This is a genomic window from Actinotalea ferrariae CF5-4, from assembly GCF_000603945.1.
Lineage (GTDB): Bacteria > Actinomycetota > Actinomycetes > Actinomycetales > Cellulomonadaceae > Actinotalea > Actinotalea ferrariae.
Genome location: NZ_AXCW01000178.1, coordinates 1 through 5,458, shown reverse-complemented (window position 1 = coordinate 5,458; position 5,458 = coordinate 1). Strand labels below are relative to the sequence as shown.

At 74.8% G+C, this 5,458-nt stretch carries 4 protein-coding genes; 3 read left to right on the top strand and 1 reads right to left on the bottom strand.

The genetic code is table 11. The features are described 5' to 3' along the window. Together N866_RS13705 and topA are read left to right on the top strand one after the other, a co-directional pair. Positions 1–972, top strand: a 972-nt coding sequence (locus tag N866_RS13705; protein ID WP_081802652.1) for a phosphatase PAP2 family protein, incomplete at its 5' end; no start/stop codon positions are given. Between the two features lie 174 nt (positions 973–1,146). Next, positions 1,147–3,939 (top strand): type I DNA topoisomerase, encoded by a 2,793-nt coding sequence (gene topA, locus N866_RS13700; RefSeq protein WP_034227298.1) that lies wholly within the window; start codon positions 1,147–1,149, stop codon positions 3,937–3,939. Between the two features lie 33 nt (positions 3,940–3,972). Here topA and N866_RS13695 read toward each other — a convergent pair whose 3' ends face one another. Next, entirely contained in the window at positions 3,973–4,281 is a 309-nt protein-coding gene (locus tag N866_RS13695) for a CDGSH iron-sulfur domain-containing protein (protein WP_081802651.1), read from the bottom strand. Positions 4,282–4,532: 251 nt separating this feature from the next. Here N866_RS13695 and N866_RS13690 point away from each other — a divergent pair. After that, on the top strand, positions 4,533–5,458 hold a 926-nt coding region (locus N866_RS13690; protein WP_034227297.1), incomplete at its 3' end, for an iron-containing redox enzyme family protein.

Here is a 5,458-nt window from a genome sequence, read left to right as displayed (position 1 = left end):
ACCCCGCCCCCGGCCGCACCGGCGTCCCCGGCCGGACGGGTGGCACCAGCCCCACGGTCGACGTCCGGCCGGGTCCCGCCCACCGGGACGACGGGCGCGCTGCGCCCCGGACGCCGCGCGCCCGGGCTGGTGCTCGCCGTGGTGTCGGCGCTCGCGGTCGTGGCGGTGTGGTGGGCGTTCGTGACCACCCGTACGGGCCAGCTCCTCGAGCAGGCGGCGTTCCAGGGCTCCGAGCTCGGCGCGACCCGGCTGTGGCTGGTGGCCGAGCCGGTGCTGGAGATCATCTCCCTCCCGTTCGTCGCGCTCGTGCTGCTGGCCGCCATGCTGCTGGCCGTCGTGCGACGCCGCGTCCTGCTCGCCGTGCAGGTGGCGGTACTCATGGCCGGGTCGAACCTGTCGACCCAGGTCCTCAAGCACGGCGTCCTCGACCGCCCCGACCTGGACGTGGGGGACCGCCTCGCCAACGCCCTGCCCAGCGGGCACACCACCGCGGCGGCGTCGGTCTCCGTCGCGCTCCTGCTCGTGCTGCCGCCGCGGTTCCGGCCGGCCGCCGCCATCGTCGGCGTGGTCTACACGTGCGCGACGGGGATCTCCACGATGGTCGGCCAGTGGCACCGCCCGAGCGACGTCGTCGCGGCGGTGCTCGTCGTCGGCGCGTGGGCCGGCGTGGCCGCCGCGCTGGGTGTCCGGGCCCGGCCGCGGTCAGCGCGCCCGGCGCACGGCCGGTGGGGCATCCGCGCCGTCGTCGGGCTCCTGCTCGTGGGCGGTGCCGTGACCGGTGCGGGAGCGTTCGTGGCGCTCCAGCGCAGTCTCGACCACCTCGCGGACGGCCAGGAGCTGGCTTCCCGGGCCGACCTGCTGACGGCGTACGGGGGCGGTGCGCTGGGGGTCGTGACGGCGGCGTGCCTCGTCGTCGCGCTCGTCCTGGTCGTGCTCGACGTGACCGAGCCGCGTCGCGTCCTGCCGTCCTGAGCCGCGTCGGGGTCGTCCACCGCCGGGCCCGCCCAGCCGACCGATCTTGACGTGAGGACGTAGAGTGCGCGGCGACGGGTCGCCCCGTCGCCGCCGACGGCTCGCCGCCGGCGCCCGCCGCACCGGCCGCAGGACGCGCCGTGTGCGGGCCGACACGCAGGAAGCAGGTCGTCCATGCCCACAGGTCGCAAGCTGGTGATCGTCGAGTCGCCCGCCAAGGCGCGCACCATCGCCGGCTACCTCGGTGACTCGTACACCGTGGAGGCGTCCGTCGGGCACATCCGCGACCTGCCGCAGCCCTCCGAGCTGCCCGCGGACATGAAGAAGGGCCCGTTCGGCAAGTTCGCCGTCGACGTCGACCACGGGTTCGAGCCGTACTACGTCGTCGACCCGGACAAGAAGAAGAAGGTCGCCGAGCTCAAGCGCGCCCTCAAGGAGTCCGACGAGCTCTACCTCGCGACCGACGAGGACCGCGAGGGCGAGGCCATCGCCTGGCACCTGCTCCAGGAGCTCAAGCCCACGGTCCCGGTCAAGCGCATGGTCTTCCACGAGATCACCCGGGAGGCGATCGCCCGCGCGCTGGAGAACACCCGCGAGCTGGACGAGCGCCTCGTCGACGCCCAGGAGACCCGCCGCATCCTCGACCGCCTCTACGGCTACGAGGTCTCGCCGGTGCTGTGGCGCAAGGTCCGGCAGGGCCTGTCCGCGGGCCGCGTGCAGTCCGTCGCGACGCGCATGGTGGTCGAGCGGGAGCGGGAGCGCATGGCGTTCCGCGCGGCGGAGTACTGGGACGTGCGCGGCGAGTTCCACGTGCAGGACCCGGCCGACGACGCCGCCCAGGGCGCCTTCCCGGCGCGTCTGGTCGCGGTGGACGGTGCCCGCGTCGCCGTCGGCCGCGACTTCGACGACCGCGGCACGCTGACCACCAAGGACGCCGTCCACCTCGACGAGGAGACGGCCCACGCGCTGGTGCGGGGGCTCGCCGAGACCTCCTTCGCGGTGCGCTCGGTCGAGACGAAGCCGTACTCCCGCAAGCCCGCGGCACCGTTCACCACCTCGACGCTCCAGCAGGAGGCGTCCCGCAAGCTCCGGATGAGCTCGCGGCAGACGATGCGCACCGCGCAGTCGCTGTACGAGAACGGCTACATCACCTACATGCGGACCGACTCGCCGTCGCTGAGCACCCAGGCGACGGACGCCGCCCGCCGCCAGGCCGCGGAGCTGTACGGCCCGGAGTACGTGCCGGACGCGCCGCGGCTGTACGCGACCAAGAACAAGGGCGCCCAGGAGGCGCACGAGGCGATCCGCCCCGCCGGGGACTCCTTCCGGACGCCGGCGCAGGTCGCCCGCGAGCTCTCCGGGGACCAGTTCAAGCTCTACGAGCTCATCTGGAAGCGCACCGTCGCCTCGCAGATGGCCGACGCCAAGGGCTCCACCGCCTCGATCCGCCTCGGTGCCGTCTCCGCGGAGGGCCGCGACGCCGAGTTCGCCGCGTCCGGCACCGTCATCACCTTCCGGGGCTTCCTCGCGGCGTACGAGGAGGGCCGGGACACCGACCGCTACGCGGAGAGCGCCGCCGGGGGCACCGGGGCCGACGACGCCGCGGACGGGCCCGACGGCGAGACCAAGGGCGGCCGCAAGGCGGAGACGCGCCTGCCGCGCATGGAGACCGGGGACGCGCTGGCCGCCGACGCGCTCGAGGCCGAGGGCCACCGGACCAGCCCGCCGCCGCGGTACACCGAGGCCAGCCTCATCCGGGCCCTGGAGGAGCGCGGCATCGGCCGGCCCTCCACGTACGCGGCGACCATCTCCGTGATCATGGACCGCGGCTACGTGCTCGGCCGCGGGCAGGCGCTCGTGCCGAGCTGGCTCGCCTTCGCGGTGATCCGCCTGCTCGAGGAGCACTTCGACCGCCTGGTCGACTACGACTTCACCGCGGCCATGGAGAGCGACCTCGACCAGATCGCGGCCGGCAGCAAGGACCGCGTCGCGTGGCTGACCGAGTTCTACTTCGGTGACGCCGCGCGCGGCGAGGAGGGCGAGGGGCTGCGCCGGCTCGTCGAGGACCTCGGCGACATCGACGCCCGCGACATCAACTCCGTGCCGATCGGCGAGGGCATCACGCTGCGCGTCGGGCGCTACGGGCCCTACCTCGAGGGCCCGCCCGGCGAGGGCGAGACCGAGGGTCGGCGTGCGTCGGTGCCGGACGACCTCGCCCCGGACGAGCTCACCGTCGAGAAGGCCAAGGACCTGCTCGAGAACCAGGCCGACGGTGACATCGTGCTCGGCGAGGACCCCGCGACCGGGACGACGATCGTGGCGCGCAACGGCCGCTACGGCCCGTACGTCACCGAGCTGCTGCCCGAGCCGGAGCTCGACCCGAACCTCTCCGCGGCGGCGCGCAAGAAGGCGCTCGCGGCGGCGCCGAAGCCGCGCACGGGCTCGCTCTTCCGCTCGATGCAGCTCCAGACGATCACGCTCGACGACGCGCTCCGGCTGCTCTCCCTGCCGCGTCTGGTGGGCACCGACCCCGACAGCGGCGACCCGATCACCGCGCAGAACGGGCGTTACGGGCCCTACCTGAAGAAGGGCACGGACTCCCGCACGCTCGCGAGCGAGGACGCGATCTTCGAGGTCACCCTGGAGGAGGCGCTCGCGATCTACGCCCAGCCCAAGCGGGGCCGGGGTGCCACGGCCGCGGCGCCGCTGCGCGAGCTCGGGGACGACCCGTTCTCGGGAAAGCCCGTCGTCGTCAAGGACGGCCGGTTCGGCCCGTACGTGACCGACGGCGAGACGAACGCGACGCTCCGCAAGGAGGACGCCGTCGAGACCGTCACCCTCGAGCGCGCCGCCGAGCTGCTCGCCGAGAAGCGCGCCCGCGGGCCGGTCAAGAAGACGCGGACCACGGCCAAGCGGGCGACGACGACGAAGAAGGCGACGACGTCCCGGGCGGCGAGCAAGAAGTAGGGCGCGCTCCGGGCGGCGAGCACGGAGGAGGCGTCAGGCGGAGCGGAGGCCCGCGGCCCGGGGCGGCTCGGAGCCGGTCGTGCGCGGCTCGTCGTCGGTGCGGAAGTCGATGACCTTGTGGCTGCCGTCGCAGTAGGGCTTGATCGCGGACGCGCCGCACCGGCACAGCGCCACCGTCCGGCGACGGCGCGGGGCGGGCTCGCCGTCGGCCAGCAGGATCTCGACGTCGCCCCGGACCAGCAGGGGCCCGTTCGGGCATGCCGTCACGCTGGCCCACGGCTCGCGGCGCGGGTCCGTGATGGGCTCGGCGGGGACGTCGTCCGGGCGGCGGTCGGTGCTCACCCGTCCAGTGAACCTGCCGTCCGGGGCCTGCGCGCGGCGAGCCGAGGGCACCCGTGGCCGCGGCGGACCGGACTCAGGGGCCGGTGACCGGCCGGGTCGACGCTCCTGGCAGCCCGCTGACACCCCGGTCCGCAGGCCCCCGGTCCTCCGGATGCGCCGCCCGGGTGCCGGTGCGAGCCTGGGCGGGCCCGGCACCCGGGCGGCCGTAGGTCGCCGCCCGGTCGCCGCACGACCCGTCGAGGAGGAGCCGCATGCGTCGCCCCAGCCCCCGAGGACCCCTCAGCACCGCGCTGCTCGAGGCCCTCGTGCGCGAACCCGGTCCCGTCCCGGGGCTCGTGGCGGAGGCGGAGCGGGCGGTCGACCGCACGCGGGACGTCGTCGCCGACGACGACGTCCAGCTCGCCCTCCTCGTGATGTACGAGCTGCACTACCGCGGCGTGGACGGCGTCGACGACGCCTGGGAGTGGCAGCCGGACGTGCTGGGCGCCCGTGCCGTCCTGGAGTCCGCGTTCGAGGCGGCCATCCGGGAGCGGGTGCCGGTCGAGCCGACGTCGGCGGGGACGGCCGAGGAGGTCGCGGCGGAGCTCTTCCGGCTGACCTCCGCCGACGACGGCCCGAGCGTCTCCCGCTACCTGGCCCGCAGGGCCACGGACGAGCAGCTGCACGAGTTCCTCGTGCACCGCTCGATCTACCACCTCAAGGAGGCGGACCCGCACAGCTGGGCGCTGCCCCGGTTGACCGGCCGCGCCAAGTCGGCGCTGGTGGAGATCCAGGCCGACGAGTACGGCGGCGGGCGCCCCGGGCACATCCATGCCGAGCTGTTCGCCGCGACGCTGCGCGCCATGGACCTCGACGACGCGGACGGCGCCTACGTCGACCTCGTCCCCGGGGCGACGCTCGCGAGCACGAACATGATGAGCCTCTTCGGCCTGCACCGGAGGCTGCGCGGGGCGATCGTCGGGCACCTCGCGGCGTTCGAGATGACGTCGTCGATCCCGGGCGGGCAGACCGCGAAGGGCTTCCGCCGGCTCGGCCACGACGACGCCGCCTTCTACTACGACGAGCACGTCGAGGCGGACGCCGTGCACGAGCAGATCGCGGGGCGGGACCTCGCGGGCGGACTCGCGGAGGCCGAGCCGGCGGTGCTCGCCGACGTCCTGTGGGGGGCCCGCGCCTC